The 17175-nt window shown below is 55.8% G+C and carries 12 protein-coding genes; 11 read left to right on the top strand and 1 reads right to left on the bottom strand.

Features of this window, described 5'->3' with window-relative positions:
• The first annotated feature begins 143 nt into the window (after positions 1 to 143).
• The 8 genes from csrD (at position 144) to tldD (ending at position 12648) form a co-directional block, all read left to right on the top strand.
• The gene (gene csrD / locus PAG01S_RS10540) at positions 144 to 2093 is read left to right on the top strand and encodes an RNase E specificity factor CsrD (protein WP_010699819.1); all 1950 of its coding nucleotides are present in this window, start codon (positions 144 to 146) and stop codon (positions 2091 to 2093) included.
• Positions 2094 to 2404: 311 nt separating this feature from the next.
• Complete coding sequence (gene mreB / locus PAG01S_RS10535; protein WP_004385136.1) at positions 2405 to 3448, top strand: rod shape-determining protein MreB; 1044 nt, start codon at positions 2405 to 2407, stop codon at positions 3446 to 3448.
• Positions 3449 to 3596: 148 nt separating this feature from the next.
• Positions 3597 to 4619 (top strand): rod shape-determining protein MreC, encoded by a 1023-nt coding sequence (gene mreC, locus PAG01S_RS10530; RefSeq protein ID WP_062758544.1) that lies wholly within the window; start codon positions 3597 to 3599, stop codon positions 4617 to 4619.
• The gene (mreD, locus tag PAG01S_RS10525) at positions 4616 to 5104 is read left to right on the top strand and encodes a rod shape-determining protein MreD (RefSeq protein ID WP_010256045.1); all 489 of its coding nucleotides are present in this window, start codon (positions 4616 to 4618) and stop codon (positions 5102 to 5104) included. The genes mreC and mreD overlap by 4 nt, the downstream gene beginning before the upstream one ends.
• Positions 5105 to 5112: 8 nt before the next feature.
• Positions 5113 to 5706, top strand: coding sequence for a Maf family protein (locus PAG01S_RS10520; protein ID WP_010699818.1), 594 nt, complete (start codon positions 5113 to 5115; stop codon positions 5704 to 5706).
• Positions 5696 to 7165: a ribonuclease G gene (rng, locus tag PAG01S_RS10515; protein WP_003855268.1), complete on the top strand. Its 1470-nt coding sequence runs from the start codon at positions 5696 to 5698 to the stop codon at positions 7163 to 7165. The genes PAG01S_RS10520 and rng overlap by 11 nt, the downstream gene beginning before the upstream one ends.
• Positions 7166 to 7313: 148 nt before the next feature.
• Complete coding sequence (yhdP, locus tag PAG01S_RS10510; protein ID WP_062758541.1) at positions 7314 to 11138, top strand: AsmA2 domain-containing protein YhdP; 3825 nt, start codon at positions 7314 to 7316, stop codon at positions 11136 to 11138.
• 64 nt (positions 11139 to 11202) lie between these two features.
• Complete coding sequence (tldD, locus tag PAG01S_RS10505) at positions 11203 to 12648, top strand: metalloprotease TldD (protein WP_062758538.1); 1446 nt, start codon at positions 11203 to 11205, stop codon at positions 12646 to 12648.
• Between the two features lie 252 nt (positions 12649 to 12900).
• On the opposite strand, the gene aaeR is transcribed toward tldD, so the two are convergent.
• Positions 12901 to 13818 carry an HTH-type transcriptional activator AaeR gene (gene aaeR, locus PAG01S_RS10500; RefSeq protein WP_031592720.1) on the bottom strand — a complete coding sequence of 306 codons (918 nt, stop codon included), beginning with the start codon at positions 13816 to 13818 and terminating at the stop codon, positions 12901 to 12903.
• 230 nt (positions 13819 to 14048) lie between these two features.
• Between aaeR and aaeX the strand changes: the two genes are divergently transcribed.
• Genes aaeX through aaeB form a run of 3 tightly spaced genes read left to right on the top strand, consistent with a single transcriptional unit; the run spans position 14049 to position 17154 of the window.
• Complete coding sequence (gene aaeX / locus PAG01S_RS10495) at positions 14049 to 14252, top strand: p-hydroxybenzoic acid efflux pump operon protein AaeX (RefSeq protein ID WP_010256058.1); 204 nt, start codon at positions 14049 to 14051, stop codon at positions 14250 to 14252.
• 7 nt (positions 14253 to 14259) lie between these two features.
• On the top strand, positions 14260 to 15192 hold the full coding sequence (gene aaeA / locus PAG01S_RS10490; RefSeq protein WP_010256061.1) for a p-hydroxybenzoic acid efflux pump subunit AaeA: 933 nt from the start codon (positions 14260 to 14262) through the stop codon (positions 15190 to 15192).
• A gap of 9 nt (positions 15193 to 15201) precedes the next feature.
• A complete protein-coding gene (aaeB, locus tag PAG01S_RS10485; protein WP_010256064.1) occupies positions 15202 to 17154 on the top strand; it encodes a p-hydroxybenzoic acid efflux pump subunit AaeB in 1953 nt (650 codons plus the stop codon).
• Positions 17155 to 17175 lie beyond the last annotated feature (21 nt).

Raw genomic sequence — 17175 nt, 5'->3', positions numbered from 1 at the left:
GATATCCCGACGATATACTTCGGCTTCATACGTCCCGGCGCTGTCGGCAACGGCAAATTATGCTATTTTTGCTCGCGTTTTCGTCAGGCTGACGGTACAAGGTTGGGTGATCCGGTTATCACCGCAGTAATACAGGCACAGGGATGCGATTAACCACAAAATTATCTGCGTTTATTACCTTTTTAAGCCTGCTGGCCATGTCGTTGATGCTGGCAGGCTGTGCATTCAGTGTTTTCTGGTTCAGTCATCAGCGGGTTGAACATCGGGCGCAGATACTGGCGACCGAAGTGGATCAGGCGATGTTCACCCAGACGCCGGCAGAGCTGCATGTCTGGCTCACGCGTATGATGCCGATAATGAATGCCGAGCAGATTTCTCTTCACAACGGCAGGCAGACTTTCCTTACCCTCTCCCGACACGAAAACCAGATGCTGGAAGACGAGCCTAATCGTTTTATCCAGGTCGATGTGCCTTTGATGCACCAGACGGGTTTAGAGCTGCGGGTCGTCACCCTTGATCCTGCCAAAACCTGGCTGCGCTCCATTACCGGCACCTCTACGCTGGGCATCCTGTTTACCGTCATGCTGGTGATGAGTCTGGTGCTGCTGCTGATGCATCGCTGGCTCAGTCGGCAGTGGCGCGGTATGGAGCATCTTGAAGTACGGGCAGAGGCGATTATCAGCGGTGAGCGCGGTGTAATGCCGAAACGCGGTGCGGATGAGTGGCCACCGAGAGCGAGCCGCGCACTGGATGTGTTGCTGGCGGATCTGCAGGAGGCGGGCGAGCAGCGTCTGCGTATCGACACGCTGATCCGCACCTTTGCTGCGCAGGATGGACGCACCGGTCTCAACAACCGGCTGTTCTTTGATAACCAGCTCGCCACCCTGCTGGAGGATCAGGAAGCAGTCGGCACCCATGGTGTGGTGATGATGGTGCGCCTGCCCGATCTGGACACGCTGAAGGATTCGCTGGAGCCGGGGCTGGTTGAGGAGTACCTCTTCAATTTCGTCAACATGCTTTCCACCTTTGTGCTGCGCTATCCTGGCGCCCTGCTGGCACGCTATTTCCGCAGTGATTTTGCCGTGCTACTGCCGCATCGCAGTCTCAAAGAGGCAAACAGTATTGCGGATCAGCTGATCAATGCTGTTGATTCCCTGCCGCCGATGCGGCTGGTTAATCGTGATGATCTCATCCATATCGGTATCAGCGCCTGGCACAGCGGGCAGACTGTGCCGCAGGTGATGGAAAATGCCGAAATGGCTACCCGACGTGCGGCACTGCTGGGCGGCAACAACTGGACCAATGGTGCCGGAAATCCGCAGGACGCCGGGCGGGGTAGTGTGCGCTGGCGAACCCTGCTGGAGAACACGCTTAGCCGTGGCGGCCCGCGGCTCTATCATAAACCCACCGTCAATATTGAGGGTAAGGTACAGCACCGGGTGATGCTGACCCGCATCTTCGACGGCGATAAAGAAGTGCTGGCCGCAGAATATATGCCCCTTGTACAGCAGCTCGGCATGGCTGATGGCTGGGATCGCCAGTTAATGACTCGCATTGCGGCACTCTCTGAACTCTGGCCAGAAGAGACGCTGGTGATCCCGGTGACGATTACCTCGCTTCTGCAGCGCTCTTTTGTCCTCTGGCTGCAGAACATGCTGCTGCAGTGCCCGAAAGCGCAAAGAAAACGATTTTTATTTGAACTTGCCGAGGCAGATGTTTGTCAACACATCAACCGTTTAACGCCAGTTTTCCGCGCACTTAAGGCTTTTGGCTGTCGGGTTGCGGTAAATCAGGCGGGTTTAACCGTGGTAAGCAGCGCCTATATACGACAGCTGCCGCTGGAACTGATCAAGCTTGATGCCGGTCTGGTACGCAATATTGAGCGACGGACTGAAAATCAGCTGTTTGTGCAGAGTCTGCTGGAAGTCTGTAAATGTACGGGCATTCAGGTGTTTGCTACCGGTGTCCGCACTAAGGCGGAGTGGCAAACTTTAGTCGCGTTGGGCGTAGCAGGTGGGCAGGGCGACTTTTTTGCTCCCTCGCTTCCGGTTAACAGTAACGTGAAGAAGTATTCACAACGTTACCGTATTTAATGAATTGCGGTCGTACTGACGGAAATTTACGGTTTTTTTTAATGTTTATCCGCGTCTGAACCTCTGAACTTACTGCCGGAAATGTTAGATTTTATGTCGGACAGGGCGAGGGGAAATAGCGTGAAATGCAGTGCTGATGGCGTCTGGTCGCCATTCTGCTGTTGTGGATCGCCAGTTCAGATGACTTAAACGCAATCAGGCGTCTTTTTTCACCGAAGCAGAACGTTTTTGCGCCTTGTGGCAGCTTCGTGTGGTTGGTAAAGTAAGCGGATTTTATTTTCCGCCCCCAGCTTGCAGGATTACCCCTTAGTATGTTTAAAAAATTTCGTGGCATGTTTTCCAACGACTTGTCCATTGACCTGGGTACCGCGAATACCCTGATTTACGTGAAAGGACAGGGCATCGTACTGAACGAGCCCTCCGTCGTCGCTATTCGACAGGATCGTGCCGGTTCACCGAAAAGTGTTGCGGCCGTGGGTCATGAGGCCAAACAGATGCTTGGCCGTACGCCAGGCAATATCGCAGCGATTCGTCCGATGAAAGATGGCGTTATCGCTGACTTCTTCGTGACCGAAAAGATGCTGCAACACTTCATCAAGCAGGTTCACAGCAACAGTTTTATGCGTCCCAGCCCGCGTGTGCTGGTCTGCGTACCCGTCGGGGCAACACAGGTTGAACGCCGCGCGATTCGTGAATCCGCTCAGGGCGCAGGCGCGCGTGAAGTGTTTCTGATTGAAGAGCCGATGGCTGCAGCAATTGGTGCGGGTCTGCCCGTTTCAGAAGCGACTGGCTCAATGGTGGTGGATATTGGTGGCGGTACCACAGAAGTGGCGGTGATCTCGCTGAACGGTGTGGTCTACTCCTCGTCAGTGCGTATTGGTGGCGATCGTTTCGATGAAGCTATTATTAATTATGTGCGTCGTAACTACGGTTCACTGATCGGCGAAGCGACCGCAGAACGTATTAAGCATGAGATCGGTTCAGCCTATCCGGGTGATGAAGTCCGTGAGATCGAAGTGCGTGGTCGTAACCTGGCAGAAGGTGTACCGCGCGGCTTTACACTGAACTCTAATGAAATTCTGGAAGCGCTGCAGGAGCCATTAACCGGCATCGTTAGCGCGGTGATGGTTGCCCTTGAGCAGTGTCCGCCTGAGCTGGCTTCAGATATTTCGGAGCGCGGCATGGTGCTGACCGGCGGTGGTGCGTTACTGCGCAACCTGGATCGTCTGCTGATGGAAGAGACGGGCATTCCGGTTGTGGTTGCTGAGGATCCACTGACCTGTGTGGCTCGCGGTGGCGGCAAAGCGCTGGAAATGATCGACATGCATGGCGGCGATTTGTTCAGCGAAGAATAATTGCCTCAACCGGCTAAGAACGCAATGATCATGCGAGGGAGTGGCATGTGAACCGGCGCAATCTGTGCCGGTGCAGTGCGTTCAGCCCAGGGAAGCACGGTGTTATGCCGTCGCTTCCTCTCCTGTTGTCGAGGATCACGCAGATTATATGAAGCCGATTTTTAGCAGGGGACCTTCCCTGCAGTTGCGTCTATTCCTGGCGGTTATCGTGGCGATTGCCATTATCATTGCCGACAGCCGTGTGGGTTCTTTCACCCAAATACGCAACTATCTGGATACGTCGGTCAGTCCGTTTTACTTCCTGGCCAATGGGCCACGTCAGCTGCTGGATGGCGTGTCAGAGTCGCTGGCGTCGCGTCAGCAACTCGAGCAGGAAAACAGAGCGTTACGTCGTGAGCTCTTCCTGAAAAACAGTAACCTGCTAATGCTGGGGCAATATAAGCAGGAAAACGCACGCCTGCGTGAACTGCTGGGTTCACCGCTGCGTCAGGATGAGCAAAAGATGGTGACACAGGTCATCTCCACCGGCACCGATCCTTACACCGACCAGGTGGTAATCGACAAAGGCAGCGTTAACGGCGTCTATGAAGGCCAGCCGGTCATCAGTGATAAAGGGGTAGTCGGTCAGGTCATCGCTGTCGGACAACTCACCAGCCGTGTTCTGCTGATCTGTGATGCGTCACATGCCCTGCCGATTCAGGTGCTGCGTAATGACATCCGTGTCATTGCCGCAGGTAACGGCTGTACTGAAGATCTTCAGCTTGAGCATCTGCCAGGTAATACGGACATTCGGGTCGGCGATGTACTGGTGACTTCAGGTATCGGTGGCCGATTCCCTGAAGGCTATCCGGTGGGTGTGGTTTCCTCGGTAAAAGTGGATACCCAACGCGCCTATACGGTGATTCAGGCGCATCCGACCGCGGGTCTGCAGCGTCTGCGTTACCTGCTGCTGCTGTGGGGTGCCGATCGCAATGGTGATATGCCGTTGCCGCAGGATGAAGTTCATCGCGTTGCGAACGAGCGTCTGATGCAGATGATGCCGCAGGTCTTACCGCCTGCGGGAGAAATGGGCCCGCCTGCGCCTGCCGTACAGATGGGACCGCCTGCACCGTCAGCTACCAGCAGCAGTGGACAAAGCAACTCCTCGCGTTCACGCGGGGGGCAGCCTTGAGTCGATATCGCAGCCAGGGACGTTGGGTCATCTGGCTCTCCTTCCTGGTTGCGCTTGTCCTGCAGATCATGCCCTGGCCGGATGAAATTTATATGTTCCGGCCCTCATGGCTACTGTTGATCCTTATCTATTGGGTGCTCGCACTGCCGCATCGGGTCAATGTCGGCAGCGGATTTGTGCTGGGTGCCATCATGGATCTGATTGCGGGTTCCACACTCGGCGTGCGTGCGCTGGCGCTCAGTATCATCGCCTACCTGATTGCCTTTAAGTTCCAGTTATTCCGCAACTTAGCGTTGTGGCAGCAAGCGTTAATGGTTATGGTGCTGTCGCTGGCGATGGATGTGATTGTCTTCTGGGCTGAATTCCTGGTAATCAACGTTTCATTCCGACCTGAAATTTTCTGGAGCAGTGTCGTCGACGGTATTCTCTGGCCCTGGCTATTCTTATTAATGAGAAAAATTCGTCGTCAGTTCGCTGTTCAATAAGGAAATTTATGGTAACCCTCTATCTTGCTTCCGGTTCACCGCGTCGTCGTGAGCTGTTAACTCAACTTGGTCTGACATTCGAGCGCATCGTGACTGACGTTGAAGAGCAGCGTCAGCCAAACGAAGCGGCGGAGATCTATGTCCGCCGTCTGGCCAATGATAAAGCGCAGGCGGGTGTAAAACTGGCCGCGCAGGATCTGCCGGTGCTGGGCGCGGATACGATTGTGGTGCTGAATGGCGAAGTGCTGGAAAAGCCGCGCGATGCCGCTGATGCCCGCGCGATGCTGTGCAAACTCTCTGGTCATACGCATCAGGTGATGACGGCGGTAGCGCTGGCCGACAGTCAGCAGGCGCTGGATTGCGTCGTAATCACTGATGTGACATTCCGCACCTTAACCGCCACCGACATCGACGACTATATCGCGACCGGCGAGCCAATGGATAAAGCGGGTGCATACGGTATTCAGGGCAGGGGAGGAAACTTTGTCCGCAAAATTAATGGAAGCTACCATGCAGTGGTCGGATTACCCTTGGTTGAGACAGGGGAGTTGATCAGCCATTTCGAGTCACTGCGTGCCGTAAGGGGTCAACATGACGGCTGAATTACTGGTAAACGTGACGCCTTCTGAAACACGTGTTGCCTATATCGACGGCGGCATACTGCAGGAAATCCACATTGAGCGTGAGGCGCGGCGCGGCATCGTTGGCAATATTTATAAAGGCCGTGTAAGCCGTGTTCTGCCCGGCATGCAGGCCGCCTTTGTTGATATCGGTCTGGAGAAAGCGGCTTTTCTGCACGCCTCAGATATCATGCCGCATACTGAATGTGTGGCGGGCGACGAAAAGAAAAACTTTATCGTGCGGGATATCGCCGAGCTGGTGCGGCAGGGACAGGATCTGGTGGTTCAGGTCGTCAAAGATCCGCTTGGCACCAAAGGTGCCCGGCTGACCACTGACATCACGCTGCCTTCGCGTTACCTGGTCTTTATGCCAGGCGCATCGCATGTGGGTGTCTCTCAGCGTATTGAGAGCGAGAAAGAGCGCGATCGGCTTAAAGCGGTCGTGGCTGACTACTGCGACGATCTGGGCGGCTTTATTATCCGTACCGCCGCAGAAGGCATCGGGGAAGAGGAGCTGGCGCAGGACGCGGCTTTTCTCAAACGACTCTGGACCAAAGTCAGCGAGCGTAAAAAGCGCAATCAGACCCGCTGCCTGCTCTACGGTGAGCTGGCTCTGGCCCAGCGTATTCTGCGTGATTTTGCGGGCGCGGCGCTGGATCGCATCCGGGTCGACTCCCGCCTGACCTGCGATATGCTGGTGGAATTTACCGGTGAATATATCCCGGAAATGGCCGGTAAGCTGGAGCTCTACAACGGTAAACAGCCTATTTTCGACCTGTTTGACGTCGAAAATGAGATTCAGCGCTCGCTGGATCGAAAAGTTGAACTAAAGTCAGGCGGATATCTGATCATCGATCAGACCGAAGCGATGACCACCATCGATATCAACACCGGTGCGTTTGTCGGCCATCGTAACCTTGATGAGACGATCTTTAATACCAATGTTGAAGCCACTCAGGCGATCGCACGTCAGCTGCGACTGCGTAATCTTGGTGGCATCATCATTATCGACTTCATCGATATGAGCAACGAAGACCATCGCCGCCGGGTATTGCATTCGCTGGAAAGCGCGCTCAGTAAAGATCGGGTTAAAACCGGTATTAATGGTTTCTCGGCGCTGGGTCTGGTGGAGATGACGCGTAAGCGTACCCGTGAAAGCATTGAGCACGTTTTGTGTCAGGACTGCCCGGTCTGCAAAGGGCGCGGCACGCTGAAAACCGTTGAAACGGTCTGCTATGAAATCATGCGTGAGATTGTCCGGGTTCATCACGCTTATGATTCTGACCGCTTTCTGGTCTATGTTTCACCGACGGTGGGTGAGGCGTTAAAAACTGACGAGTCTCATGCACTGGCTGAAGTCGAAATCTTTGTCGGCAAGCAGGTTAAAGTTCATGTCGAAGCGCTCTACACTCAGGAGCAGTTCGACGTAGTGATGATGTAACGCCAGCCCGGTCACCGGTTTCTTCGGATATCGGGCTGAAAAATCGCCCTTGTTTGAGATAAAATGCGCGTTTTAACGCTTTTATCGGGAGACGGTCGGGTATGAGAACCAACTATCCGTCGTTTACGGAACACAAGGAGAGGCGTGAGTGAGGCAGTTGCCGAGGATTTTGTTACTGCTGGTCGCGGCAATCATCGTGATTGTCGCGCTGCTGGTCAGCGGATTGCGTCTGGTGATGCCGCATCTCGACAGCTATCGCAGCAACCTTCTGCAATACATCTCCGACAGCAGCGGCGTGCCGGTCAACGCCAGCCAGTTACAGGGTAAATGGGAGAATTTTGGCCCAACCCTGCAGGTTCGCGATCTTAGCGTCGATCTGCATGAGAACGGCAAACTCACTATCAAACGTATTAATCTGGCTCTCGACGTCTGGCAGTCCCTGCTGCACTGGCGGTGGCAGTTTCGCGATCTGACCTTCTGGCAGTTGCACCTCGATACTAATCGCCCGCTGCTGGATAACGACAAAGAGAAAAACAGCTTCCGTCCGGCGCAGATAAACGAACTCTTCCTGCGTCAGTTTGACCATTTTGACCTGCGTGACAGCACCATCCGTTTCCGCACCCCTTCCGGTCAGCATGCTGAGCTGGCGATCCCGCGACTCACCTGGGTCAATGAAGATAACCGCCACCGGGCCGAAGGCGAAGTCAGCCTGTCGAGCTTCACCGGCCAGCACGGCGTGGTCCAGGTGCGGCTTGATCTTAACGACAGCAACGGTTTACTCAATGATGGCCGCATCTGGATGCAGGCCGACGACGTCGATATGCGCCCGTGGCTGGGCCGTTGGGTGCGTGACAATACACGACTGGATAGCGCCCGATTTAGCCTGGCGGCCTGGGTTAACCTGCGCGATGGCGACATCTACGCCGGTGATCTGCTGCTGCGCAAGGGCGGAGCCAGCTGGCAGGGCGAGACCGGACGACACCGCATTGAGGTCGATGGGCTGACCGCGCATCTGTCACGTTTCCAGAATGGCTGGGTGGTCAATGTGCCACAAACCCGGCTCAGCACCGACGGCCACGCCTGGCCCGCCGGTCACTTCTCTCTGTTATGGCGTCCTGAAGATAAGCAGATGCTGGGACCGGATGGTCAGCCGGAAGTGCGCGTTCGCGCCACACAGCTGGTGCTGAGTCATATTGCGCCGATCGTTCCGCTGTTTGCGCCGCTCTCTCCGGCGCTGTTTGAAAACTGGCAGACGCTGCAGCCACAGGGCACCATCGATGGCCTGGCGCTGGATATTCCGTTACAGCAGCCTGAAAAAACCCGCGTACAGGTGAAGTGGCGTGATTTCAGCTGGCAGCACTGGAAACTGTTGCCGGGCATCAGCCATTTAAGCGGGGAAGCGCGCGGCAGCCTGAGCAATGGTCAGGTCAGTGTGGATATGGGGGCGGCGACCGTTCCCTATGGCGACATGTTCCAGGCTCCGTTAGAGATTAAGCGGGTGACCGGTGCGCTGCGCTGGCTGAATGATGATCATGGCCTTACGCTGGCGGGCGAAAATCTTGACCTGGAGGCACGCTCGCTCTGGGCGCGCGGCGACTTCAGCTACCAGCAGAACAGCGGCGGTGAGCCTCGTCTGGATATTCTGGCCGGTATCCGGCTTACCGATGCGGGCGATGCCTGGCGCTACTTCCCGGTACCGCTGTTGGGTAACAGCCTGACGCACTATCTGAGTGGGGCAGTGAAGGGTGGCAAGGTGGACAACGCCACACTGCTGTTTGCCGGTAATCCGGCGCTGTTCCCGTTCAAGCATAATGATGGCATGTTCCAGGTCTGGGTGCCGCTTCGCCAGGCAACCTATGCGTTTCAGCCCAAATGGCCAGCGTTAAGCAATCTCGATATCGACCTTAACTTCCTGAATGACGGTCTCTGGATGAAAGCGCCAGTGGCGAAACTGGGCGAGGTGGACGCGCGCAACGTCACTGCGGTCATCCCCGACTACCTGAAAGAAAAACTGATCATTGAGGGTGATATCAGTGGTGAAGGCCAGCAGATCGCGGACTATTTCGGGCAGACTCCGCTGAAACCTTCACTGGGTGCCGCGCTGGAACAGCTGGAAATCAAAGGCCGCGTCGGCGGCCACCTGAATCTGGATATCCCGCTGGATGGTGAGCAGGTTCATGCCCGTGGCAATGTGGACCTGAACAATAATTCGCTGTTTATCAAACCGTTAAAAACCACCATTAACAATCTCTCCGGGCGCTTCCGTTACGACAACGGCAATCTGGCCAGTGAGGATCTGCGTGCGAACTGGTTTGGTCAGCCAATGGGCGTGCGTTTCAGCACCAAAGAGAATCCGGACGACTTTGGCGTGAACGTCAAACTTCAGGGCGACTGGCAGCCCGCTAAAATCAGCCAGCTTCCTGCAGCCATCAGCAAGCAGCTGGGCGGAAATCTGCCATGGCAGGGCGACGTCAATATTACGCTGCCCCATCATGGCGGGGCGCGTTATGACGTGACGCTGAACGGTAATGCAAAAGAAGTAAGTAGTCACTTACCTGCACCGCTCGATAAGAAAGCCGGTGAGGCGATGCCAGTCGCAATCAAGGCCAGTGGCGACCTGCACCATTTCGATCTCAGTGGCAGCGTCGATGCAAACCATCGCTTTAACAGCCGCTGGTTGCTGGAGCCGACGCTGCGCGTCGATCGTGGCACCTGGCTGAATGATGCGCAGAAAACACCTGCTCTGCCCGATCATCCCGGCATGGTACTGAACCTGCCCGCGCTGGATGGCGAGGCCTGGGTGGCGATGATGGCCGCAGGGGGAGCATCCGGGGGCAGCGAGTCAGGCGGCGGCCTCAAAACGGGTGGCGTCACGCTGCCCGGCAATATCACGCTTCGTAGCCCGGCCGTCACCCTGGCCGGGCAGCAATGGCATGAGGTTGAAGCGACACTGGCTCAGAGTGCGGGCGGCAAGGGCCAGGTCGGCGTCAGGGCTAAAGAGCTGCGTGGTGCGCTGGCAATGGCCCCGAAAGCACCGTGGCAGGTGAACCTGGATTACCTTTACTACAATCCGCAGTGGGATAACGGTGAAGGCAAAGGCGGCAAAGCGCCACCTCAAAAAGCCACGAACATTAACTTCAGCCAGTGGCCCGCGTTACAGTTGCGCTGTAATGAGTGCTGGGTGCTGGGCCAGAAATATGGTCAGGTCTCCGCGATGCTGCAACCCCGCGGAGATACGTTAGCGCTTACTAACGGAAAAGTGGATACTGGCAGCTCACAGCTGAAAATCAACGGGGAATGGGTTAACCGCCCGGACGACCAGCGCACTTCGCTGAAGGGCACGCTGAAAGGCCCGAATATTAATAACGCGACCAACTGGTTTGGGGTCAACACGCCGCTGCGCGATGCGCCATTTGATATTGCGTATGACCTGCACTGGCGCTCTGCCCCCTGGCAGCCCTCGGCAGAGACGCTGAGCGGCACCCTGAAGACCCACTTTGGCAAAGGCCAGATCGCCGATGTGAATACCGGTGCCGCCGGGAAAATTCTGCGGCTGGTGAGTTTTGATGCGCTACTGCGCAAGCTGCGCTTCGACTTCAGCGACACCTTCACCAATTCTTTCTACTTCGACTCGATTAACGGCACCGCCTGGATCGAAAACGGCATGATGCGCACCGATAATCTGCTGGTGGATGGCCTGGAAGCGGACATCGCGATGCAGGGTAATCTCGACCTGGTGAAGCGTCAGATCGACATGGAAGCGGTGGTTGCGCCGGAAATATCCGCCTCGGTTGGTGTGGCGACAGCTTTTGCCATCAATCCGGTGATTGGCGCGGCGGTGTTTGCCGCCAGTAAAGTTCTGGGACCCCTGTGGAACAAAATATCGCTGCTGCGTTATCACATCAGTGGCCCGCTGGATAAACCAGAAATCAATGAAGTGCTGCGTAAACCGCGTGAAACTGACAACAAGTGAATTTGACGCCGTACCGGAATTACCGCAGGCTATGATTATCTGAGCACATAATGAGTGAGAAACGATGACTCTGAACCTGGTAAGTGAGCAGTTACTGACTGCTAACGGCATTAATCAGCAGGACCTATTTTCCCTGTTAGGGCAGCTTTCAGAACGTCGTCTGGATTATGCCGATCTCTATTTTCAGTCCAGCTTTCACGAATCCTGGGTGCTGGAAGACAAAATCATTAAAGATGGCTCCTACCATATCGATCAGGGTGTGGGTGTGCGCGCGGTCAGCGGGGAGAAAACCGGCTTCGCCTATGCAGACCAGATCACGCTGAATGCACTGCGTCTCTCCTCTGAAGCCGCACGCAGCATCGTACGCGAACAGGGAAATGGCAAGGCACACACGCTTTCTGCCGTGATGAACCGTTCGCTCTATCAGGCTATCGATCCGCTGAGCAGCCTGACACGTGAAGACAAAATTGCCCTGCTGCATCGCGTTGATAAAGTGGCTCGTGCGGCTGATTCGCGCGTGCAGGAAGTCAATGCCAGCCTGACCGGCGTTTATGAGCAGGTATTGGTGGCCGCGACTGACGGCACGCTGGCGGCAGATGTCCGTCCGCTGGTTCGCCTCTCTATTAGTGTCCAGGTGGAAGATCAGGGCAAACGTGAACGCGGCGCCAGCGGCGGCGGTGCGCGTACCGGCTATGCGTTTTTCCTCGCAGATGAAGATGGCGAAGTCCGCGCTGACGCCTGGGCGCGTGAAGCAGTGCGTATGGCGCTGGTGAATCTCTCCGCCGTGGCCGCACCTGCTGGTGCGTTGCCAGTGGTACTGGGTGCGGGCTGGCCGGGCGTGCTGCTGCATGAAGCGGTCGGTCACGGTCTGGAAGGCGACTTCAATCGCCGTGGCACCTCGGTGTTCAGCGGTAAAATTGGTCAGCAGGTCGCGTCTGACCTCTGTACCGTGGTGGATGACGGCACCCTTGAAGGGCTGCGCGGTTCACTGGCAGTAGATGATGAGGGCGTTCCCGGTCAGTACAACATGCTGATTGAGAATGGTGTGCTGAAAGGCTACATGCAGGACAAGCTGAATGCGCGACTGATGGGGGTTAGCCCTACCGGTAACGGACGTCGTGAATCCTACGCGCATCTGCCGATGCCGCGCATGACCAACACCTATATGCTGGCTGGCAAGTCATCGCCGCAGGATATTATTGAAAGCGTTGAGTATGGCCTCTATGCGCCGAACTTTGGTGGCGGTCAGGTGGATATCACCTCCGGCAAATTTGTCTTCTCAACCTCAGAGGCTTATCTGATTGAGAACGGCAAAATCACCAAACCGGTTAAAGGCGCAACGCTGATTGGTTCCGGCATTGAAGCGATGCAGCAGATCTCGATGGTGGGTAATGACCTGGCGCTGGATAAAGGCGTCGGTGTCTGTGGTAAAGAGGGGCAGAGCCTGCCGGTCGGTGTCGGTCAGCCGACCCTGAAGCTGGATAAACTGACCATCGGCGGCACCGCCTGATGTGACCCCAACAACCCGCCGCCTGGCGGGTTGTCAGAATGCTGACAAATCCATAGCCGGATGAACCTGGCAGCAATGCAATAGCTGAAAGCGCAGGGAACACGGGCAGAGGAGGAAAGCGTCCCGCGCCACGGATGGCGCGGGCCGAGCGTGTCAGGGATGACGGATTTTGCGTCTTTCCGATCTGACCGTGTTTCCTTCGCTGGCTGGGTCTTACAGCTGGTCGGGACAGATGTTGTCAACAATTTATTGTTAGCTTTTACGGTGCTGCTGATACTGCTCAGCCACCTGTTCAAAATAGCCGGTCAGATAATCGATACAGACCTGCACCTTAAGCGGTAACTTATCCTTCTCGGTATAGAGCGCGTAGACCGGGCGCGGATCGGACTGATACTGCGGAAACAGAATATCGATCTCGCCTGCGGTGATCTCATCAATTACCCACATCATCGGCACATAGGCGATGCCATTGCCCGACTTCAGCCAGCGAATCAGCGTCAGGGAATCATTGGTCACAAAACGTCCCTGCGGTGCCAGGCGTGTCACTAATCCTTCCGGCGCAATCAGTTCGAAATTGTTGTCGGGCCGTACGCTATATTCCAGCCAGGAAAAATTATCGATATCACCCGGCTTCTCCGGCGTACCATGCTGCGCCAGATAGCTTTTTGCGGCGCACACCACCATCGGCATCGCACCCAGGCGACGCGAAAACAAGCTGGAATCTTTTAACGCTCCCACCCGAATCACCAGATCCAGACCATCCGCGATCAGATCCGGGGCCGGAACGCCGGTGACCAGATTCACACTCAGCCCCGGATATTCCCGCAGCATATCGCTGGTCATGCCGGCTAACACGTTCTGCGCCATGGTAGAGGAACTGCCAATTCGCAGTACGCCAATGGGCGTATTGTTAAAAGCGTAAAGCTGTTCATGCACCTGCGTCGCTTCGGCCAGCATACGGCGGCAGCCCTGATAATAGATTTTGCCCGCTTCGGTCAGCCCGATACTGCGGGTACTGCGATTCAGCAGTTTCACCTGCAATGCATCTTCCAGTTTCGCGACGATCTGGCTGATTGATGAGACGCTCAGATGAAGCTGACGCGCCGCAGCGGTAAACGAACCCAGTTCGACCACTCTGGCGAAGACAGACATGCCTTTCAGTCGTTCCATTATTTACTCTGGCTTAAAAGTGATTTAGATCACATTCTGTAGAAAACTTATAGTCAGGCGCGTTATTATAAGCGCGCCGGGGTATTTCCCGGTGATTCTTCATTGCCTGATACCCTTCGATGATACGCTATTATTAAGCCAGCTGCGGTTCGGATAACGCTTCCAGAGGGTTTTCCTGCGACATCTGAAGAGGCATGAGTATCCCGGCAAGGTCGAACTAAGGATTTGTGATGAGTGTGCTTCCGGTATTTGTCATGTTTGGGCTCTCTTTTCCGCCCATTTTCATCGAACTTATTATTTCACTGATGCTGTTCTGGTTAGTGAAACGCGTGCTTACGCCGAGCGGTATCTACGATCTTGTCTGGCATCCGGCACTTTTTAATACAGCGCTTTACTGCTGTGTGTTTTACCTTGTCTCCCGTTTATTAGTCTGAGGTTTAAGTGAAAGCACTCATAAGAAAAATCGCGCGCTACGCGATTACTATCCTGCTGGTCATCATCGCAGTGGTCATTATTTTCCGTGCCTGGGTCTTCTATACCGAATCGCCCTGGACCCGTGATGCGCGTTTCGCCGCTGACGTGGTGGCGATCTCCCCTGACGTCACCGGCCTGATTACCGAGGTTCCGGTACACGACAACCAGCTGGTGAAGAAGGGCGATACGCTGTTTGTGGTTGACCGGCCGCGCTATCAAAAAGCGCTCGATCAGGCGCAGGCGGATGTTGAATATTACCAGGCACTGGTCAGTGAGAAACGTCGCGAAGCCGGGCGCCGTAACCAGCTGGGCACCTCCGCCATGTCGCGCGAGGCTATCGAGCAATCCAATAACGATCTGCAAACCAGCGAGCACCAGCTGGCGAAATCGGTGGCGACACGCGATCTGGCGAAGATTGACCTTGAGCGCACCACGGTGAAAGCGCCATCCGATGGCTGGGTCACCAACCTGAATGTCTACCAGGGTGAGTTTATTACCCGTGGTTCGGTTGCCGTGGCGCTGGTTCAGCAGCACTCCTTCTATGTACTGGCTTACCTGGAAGAGACCAAACTGCACGGCGTGGAGAAGGGCTTCCGCGCAGAAGTGACCCCACTTGGCAGCAACATCGTGTTGCGTGGCACCGTAGACAGTGTGGCGGCTGGCGTCACCAACAGCAGCAGCTCGGTCGACAGCAAAGGCATGGCCACAGTAGATTCCAATCTGGAGTGGGTCCGTCTGGCGCAGCGTGTGCCGGTTCGCATCCGGCTTGATCAGCAGCCCGGCAATCGCTTCCCGGCGGGCACGACAGCGACAGTGGTGATCACCGGTCAGGCCGATCGTCAGCCTGAACAGGTTTCACCGATGGTCCGACTGTTTAATCGCCTGCGTGAGTTTGGTTAAGAGGGCGATATGATCGAGTTCCTGCGGTTCCCGGTAAAGCTCACCTTTGCGCTGGTGTTAGCGCTGATGGTGGGTTTTCACTTTAACCTTGAAACGCCGCGCTGGGCGGTGATGACCGCCGGTATCGTGGCCGGCGGTACCGCGTTTGCGGCCGGGGGGGACCCCTATTCAGGGGCGCTGCGCTATCGCGGCGTTTTGCGTATTATCGGGACATTTATTGGCTGTATCGCCGCGCTGACCATCATGATCGCCACCGTGCGTGCACCGGTCGTGATGCTGCTGCTGTGCTGCATCTGGGCAGGACTCTGCGTCTGGCTCTCTTCGCTGATCAAGGTAGAAAACTCTTACGCGCTCGGACTGGCGGGCTACACCGCGCTGATTATTGTGGTGACGGCTAACGCCAGCGGCGGTCTGACGCTGGTGCCACAATATGCGGTAGAGCGCTGCAGTGAAATCGTACTCGGCATCCTGTGTGCCATTCTGGCCGACATGATTTTCTCACCCCGTTCGATTAAAAAAGTGATCGACGCTGAGGTCGATTCGCTGCTGGTGGCACACTACAACCTGCTGCAACTCTGCGTCGCTCACGGTGATAAAGAAGAGGTCGACAAAGCCTGGAGCGCGCTGGTACGGCGCACCACGGCGCTGAACAGCATGCGCAGCCAGTTGATGATGGAGTCCTCACGCTGGAAGAACAGCAACCGCCGTTTGCAGATGCTCAATACCCTGTCGCTGACGCTGATTACACAGGCAGCCGAAACCTTTCTGATACAGAATTCCCGTCCTGATTACATTCCGCCCCAGTATCGTCTGATGGTTGAAAAACCAGCCTCGACCGTTGAAGAGGTGCATAAGCGGATGAAAGTGATGCGGCGGGTGATTGGTGCCAGCGGCAAATCAACGCCGGTCACGCTGGCCAGCTGGGTAGGCACTGCTACCGAATATCTGCTGCTGCTGAAAGGGATCAAAAGTAATAGCCGGATCACCTCGCTGGAAGAGGAGATTCTGCAGCGCGAAGTGGTGATCCAGGCGCGTTCCGCTGAAACGCATCATGCGATGATCAACGGTATCCGTACCTTTGTGGCGACCGCGCTGGGTTCGCTGTTCTGGCTCTATACCGGCTGGACCTCTGGCAGTGGCTGCATGGTCATGCTGGCTGTCATCACCGCGCTGGCGATGCGCATGCCCAACCCGCTGATGATGGCAAAGGACTTTCTCTACGGCATGACGGTCGCGGTTCCGCTGGGTGCGCTCTACTTTATGTATGTTCTCCCGGCGACGCAGCAGAGCGCACTGCTGCTCTGCATCGCAATCGGCCTGCTCGGTTTTATCGGTGGTATTTTCATTCAGCGGCGTCAGCTTGGCACGCTGGGGGCGTTGATTGGCACCCTTAACGTTCTGGTGCTGGATAATCCGATGGAATTCCACATTAACGTCTTTCTCGATAACGTTCTGGGCCAGGTCATCGGCTGCTTCGTGGCGATGATGGTGATCCTGCTGATTCGTGATAAATCAAAAGCGCGCACCGGCCGCAAGCTGCTGAACCGCTTTATGTATGCGGCTGTCTCTGCCATGACGACCAATCAGGCGCGCCGGCGTGAAAACCATCTGCCAGCGCTCTATCAGCAACTGTTTCTGCTGCTGAACCTGTTTCCGGGCGATATCAACAAATATCGCATCGCCCTGACGCTGATCATCGGTCATCAGCGGTTACGCGACGCAGAAGTGCCGGTGAATGCCGACCTCTCTGCTTATCACCGGCAGTTGCGTTACACCGCTGACCGGGTGATCTCCGCCAGCAGCGATGACAAGCGGCGTTACTACTTTGAACGTCTGCTGAAAGAGCTGGATGTCTATCAGGAAAAACTGGCCCATTACGAGGCTCCCGCCAGCGTAACGGAACCGGTAAAACGACTGGCTATGATGCTGGATAAGTACCAGAACACGCTCATCCAAATCTGAATCTGGCCGCTGTGACCTGCA

It is taken from the genome of Pantoea agglomerans NBRC 102470, from assembly GCF_001598475.1.
Classification (GTDB): Bacteria; Pseudomonadota; Gammaproteobacteria; order Enterobacterales; family Enterobacteriaceae; genus Pantoea; species Pantoea agglomerans.
Note: the sequence above shows the minus strand (reverse complement) of the source record. Positions and strands in the feature narration are given on the sequence as shown.